This window comes from Oceanicaulis sp. UBA6590 (assembly GCF_002433705.1).
Lineage (GTDB): Bacteria > Pseudomonadota > Alphaproteobacteria > Caulobacterales > Maricaulaceae > Oceanicaulis.
On sequence record NZ_DJIQ01000031.1, the window covers coordinates 1 to 4,566 of the forward strand.

At 65.1% G+C, this 4,566-nt stretch carries 5 protein-coding genes and 1 pseudogene; 1 reads left to right on the forward strand and 5 read right to left on the reverse strand.

The window, feature by feature from the left end:
• From B2Z70_RS06935 to B2Z70_RS06945, 3 genes are all read right to left on the reverse strand, one after another.
• A partial coding sequence (locus tag B2Z70_RS06935; protein WP_292982118.1) for a class I SAM-dependent methyltransferase occupies positions 1–441 on the reverse strand: 441 nt, incomplete at its 3' end.
• Between the two features lie 9 nt (positions 442–450).
• Positions 451–1,449 carry an alpha/beta hydrolase gene (locus B2Z70_RS06940; RefSeq protein WP_083783240.1) on the reverse strand — a complete coding sequence of 333 codons (999 nt, stop codon included), beginning with the start codon at positions 1,447–1,449 and terminating at the stop codon, positions 451–453.
• A 111-nt stretch (positions 1,450–1,560) separates the two neighbouring features.
• Positions 1,561–2,061, reverse strand: a complete 501-nt coding sequence (locus B2Z70_RS06945; protein ID WP_040613281.1) for a MarR family winged helix-turn-helix transcriptional regulator — start codon at positions 2,059–2,061, stop codon at positions 1,561–1,563.
• Positions 2,062–2,141: 80 nt separating this feature from the next.
• On the opposite strand from B2Z70_RS06945, the gene B2Z70_RS06950 reads away from it, so the two are divergent.
• Positions 2,142–3,017, forward strand: coding sequence for an EamA family transporter (locus tag B2Z70_RS06950; protein WP_009801987.1), 876 nt, complete (start codon positions 2,142–2,144; stop codon positions 3,015–3,017).
• Positions 3,018–3,072: 55 nt separating this feature from the next.
• Here the strand turns inward: B2Z70_RS06950 and B2Z70_RS06955 are convergent, their stop codons facing one another.
• Positions 3,073–4,479, reverse strand: a complete 1,407-nt coding sequence (locus tag B2Z70_RS06955) for an NAD(P)(+) transhydrogenase (Re/Si-specific) subunit beta (RefSeq protein WP_292982119.1) — start codon at positions 4,477–4,479, stop codon at positions 3,073–3,075.
• 3 nt (positions 4,480–4,482) lie between these two features.
• Positions 4,483–4,566, reverse strand: a pseudogene (locus B2Z70_RS15445) (NAD(P) transhydrogenase subunit alpha); the annotation flags it as partial.

Consider the following 4,566-nt stretch of genomic DNA (forward strand, 5'->3'; position numbering starts at 1 on the left):
GCGTTGGACGCCGGTATCCGGCGCAAGGCCATGCTCGGAAAACAGGAGGCGTCCCCCGGGTTTCAGGACACGGCGCATCTGGGCCAGGGCGGCGTTCACATCGGGAATGGTGCAGGCGGTATAGGTCAGCACCACCGTATCCACGCTGTCATCGTCGAGCGGGATGGCCTCGCCAGGCAGGTCCATCAGCTCGACAGCCACAGGACAGTCCGCGATTGCTTTCTGCGCCTTGCGCCGCATGCCTTCGGACGGTTCCAGCGCGAAGACGCGGCTGACCCTGGAGGGATCATAGAAGCTGAGATTGGGGCCGGCGCCGAAGCCCACTTCCAGAACCCGGCCTTCTGCCTTGGGCACGAGAAGCGAGCGCTGTTTCATGATCTGGGGCGCGCCGCAGGCGCAGCCGATCAGATGGGGCAGGATATGGGTTTCGTAAAACGACATAAGATCAGGCTAGCGCCGTTTCCCAGCCAGGGGAACGCGCCCCTTTGACAGTTCGGGGTGGGCGTCCTCTTTCGGCAGGACGGGGTCTATGACGCTCATCTCGGGCCCAGGGCGACCCTGCCCGTTCAGGCTGGCGCAGGCTTCGGCGAAGAAGCGGACATGCTGGTTGAAGACCGCCTGGGTGTAGATGCCGAAATGGTTCGCCCCCTTCACAAGGGCCGCGTATTTCGTCGACAGGGCGGCGTCATAGAGCCGCCGTCCGCGCCCCTGCGGAATGATGCGATCCTTGTCCCCATGCAGCCACAGGACTGGGGCTTTCACCTGTCCGATCTGGCGGATGGAGTCGTACCTCTCCCGGAAGATGGCGCGCGGCAGCAGCCAGGCGGTGCGCGAGCGGACAATGTCGCGAAAGCTGTCATAGGGGGCGTGCAGGATCAGCCCGCCCACAGGGCGCGCTGCGGCCAGCTGCACCGCCGTGCCCGACCCCAGGCTTTCGCCATAGACCACGATCCGCCCGGGCCTGATCCCCTCTGCGACCAGCGCATCAAAGGCGAGAATGGCGTCGGCCACATTGGCCGGTTCGCTGGGCCGTCCCGTCGAGCCGTTAAAGCCGCGATGGGCGAGCGCGCTCAGACCCCAGCCCGACGCGATGAACAGGCGAAAGAACCGGGCCCGGCGCCACAAGGCCCGCCGATTGCCATGCAGATAGAGGATGTGGGGCAGGGCGTCGTCCTTCGCATCCGCCCGCCAAACGATCAGGGTGTGGCCGTCCGGCGTTCCGAGTTCCGTTTCCTCGGTGCGGTCCAGCTCGCAATCAGACGGATGGATCCGGGTCGGATCGGTGAAATAGAGGATGCGGCGCTGGGTGAAGAACAGCACCAGCCAGATTGCGTAGATCGCGATGATACACAGGGCCCCATATCTCACAGGTTCCGGCGCATCCTCCCAGACGCGCCAGACGGCTTCGCCCCAGCTCGCGGCGCGATCCATCCCTGCTTGCATCCCCATCACGCCGTGTCCCCTATGGCGTTTGTGACAGAAAGGCGGAGCGGGCGGGCAGAGTCCAGCAACAAGCCCTATGACAGGTCGGGAAAGAATGCCGGGTGCGGCGCTAAAGCCTCACTCCGGCCCAGGGGATGTTTCGAAACTCGCGAGCCAGGCGCGCAGACCGTCTTCAAGTCCGTCACGCAAGTCCTCTGGGAGTTGAGCGATGAGGCGATGCTGGTTGGCGACATGAGCGTCGATGACGCGGTCAATCAGCGCGAAGCCCTGATCGGTGAGCGCAACGACATTGCTGCGGCCATCCTCAGGGTTGGGGCGACGCGCGATCAGGCCCTGTTCTTCCAGACGATCAATGCGGTTCGTCATCGTGCCGGATGTGACCATCGTCCAGTTCACGAGATCGGACGGGCTGAGGGCATAGGGCGGACCGGCCCGGCGCAGGGTCGCGAGCACGTCAAACGCTGCGAAGGTCAGCCCGTTCTCGGCATAGACCCTGCCGATCTCGGCCTGCAGATGGTCTGCGAGGCGCTTGAGCCGCCCGAACACGCCCATCGGCCCCACATCGAGATCGGGACGTTCGGCATGCCATTGGGCGAGAATGCGGTCGACTTGATCCATCATCGAAGAACTAGAGCCATCTATCTTGACGTCAAGACAGCGAGCAACTATCTCGACGTCAAGATAAACAGGAGGCGGTCATGTCCCGCTCGCTCGATCTCGCCCTTACCGCCAGCGCGCCAATGATCTGGGGCACCAGCTATCTGGTCACCACGAACCTGCTTCCCGACGGGTATCCGCTCACAGCGGCAGTGTTGCGGGCCCTGCCGGCCGGCCTGCTCCTGATGCTGATGACGCGCAGCCTCCCGCCCGTCCGCTGGCTGGGGCGGCTTTTCGTGCTGGGCGGTCTGAATTTTTCCGTGTTCTGGAGCGCGCTTTTCATCGCCGCCTATCGCCTGCCGGGCGGCGTTGCGGCGACCCTGGGGGCGATCCAGCCGCTGATCGTGCTCTATTTGTCCAGCCTGTTGCTCAGCACGTCGCTGACCGCGCGCAATCTGACCGCGGCGGTCGCGGGAATTGGCGGCGTCGCCCTGCTGGTTCTGGGACCGGAAGCCCAGCTTGATGGCGTGGGCGTTGTTGCGGCGCTTGTAGGCGCCGTCGCGATGGCGATGGGCTCCGTGCTGACGCGCCGCTGGCAGCCGCCTGTTTCAGCCCTGACCTTTGCCGGCTGGCAGTTGACCGCAGGCGGCGTGCTTCTACTCCCGGTGGCCCTTTTCGTTGAGCCGGCTCTGCCGCCGCTCACGCTGGCGCATGCGGCGGGCTTTGTCTGGCTGGGTCTGGTGGGGGCCGCCTTGACCTATTGTCTATGGTTCCGGGGCATTGCCCGACTGGGGCCGGCGGCGATCACGCCCCTGGGCTTTCTCAGCCCGCTCACTGCAGTGCTGCTGGGCTGGGTCGTGCTGGGCCAGGCGCTCAGCCCGCTTCAGATTCTGGGCGCACTGATCGTCATGGGCTGTGTCGCCCTGGGCGGCGGCTCGGGCAAACCGGCTCAGGCGCCGGTCAGTGTGAAGGCCTGAAAGAAAACGCCCCGCCGCGGAGATCCGGGCGGGGCGCTCAATTGTCTGTCGGGCTCTAGTCGAGCGCCTTGACGATGCTTTCGCTCATCTTCTTGGCGTCGCCCAGCAACATCATGGTGTTGTCCCGGAAGAAGAGCGGGTTCTCGATGCCGGCATAGCCGGAACCGAGCGAGCGCTTGACGAAGAAGACCGTCTTCGCCTTCCACACCTGCAGCACCGGCATGCCATAGATCGGGCTGGCCGGATCTTCCTCGGCGGCGGGGTTGGTGACGTCATTGGCCCCGATCACGAAGGCCACGTCGGCGGTCGCGAATTCGGAATTGATGTCCTCAAGCTCGAACACCTCGTCATAGGGCACCTGGGCTTCGGCCAGGAGCACGTTCATATGCCCGGGCATCCGCCCCGCCACCGGGTGGATGGCGTAGCTCACGTCCACGCCCTCTTCCTTGAGGGTGTCGGCCATCTCCTTGAGCGCGTGCTGGGCCTGCGCCACCGCCATGCCGTAACCGGGGACGATGATGACCTTGCCGGCGTTCTTCATGATGAAGGCCGCGTCATCGGCCGAGCCCTGCTTGACCGTGCGGTCCACATCCGCCGCAGCGCCGGCGGAGGCCGGGTCAGCGCCGAAGCCGCCCAGGATCACCGAGATGAAGGAGCGGTTCATGCCCTTGCACATGATGTAGGACAGGATCGCGCCCGAGCTGCCTACCAGCGCGCCGGTGATCAGCAGCGCCGTGTTCTCAAGCGTGAAGCCGAGCGCTGCAGCCGCCCAACCCGAATAGGAGTTGAGCATGGAGACGACAACCGGCATGTCCGCGCCGCCGATCGGGATGATCAGCAGCACGCCCAGCACCAGTGCGAGGAGGGTGATGATCCAGAAGGCGATCTTGGCGTCCCCGCCCGAGGCGGTCAGGAAGGTGATGAAGACGAAGATCGCTGCGCCAATGGCGAGGTTCAGCCAGTGCTGACCCTTGAAGACGATCGGCGCGCCGCTCATCAGGCCCTGCAGCTTCATGAAGGCGATCACAGAGCCCGAGAAGGTGATCGCGCCAATGGCGACTCCCAGCGACAGCTCGACGAGCGACAGGCCCTTGAGCTTGCCGGTGGCGGTGGCGATGTGGAAGGCGTGCGGCTCATAGAGCGCGGCGGCGGCGACCAGCACGGCGCACAGACCCACCAGCGAGTGGAAGCCCGCGACCAGCTGGGGCATGTCCGTCATGGGGATGCGCCGGGCGATGACCGCGCCGATGCCGCCGCCAATGGCGACCGCGCCCAGGATCAGCAGCAGGCCCAGCCCGTCGAGCTCGACGTAAAACAGGGTCGTGCCCACGGCGATGGCCATGCCGGCCATGCCCAGATAATTGCCCTGGCGGGAGGTTTCCGGGCTCGAAAGGCCCCGAAGCGCCATGATGAACAATATGCCCGAGACCATGTAGAGGATTGCGGCGAGATTGGCTGACATGGCTTAGCCCTCCGCCTTCGGCTTGGCCGCCGGCTTTTCTTTTTTCTTGTACATCGCCAGCATGCGCTGGGTGACCATGAAGCCGCC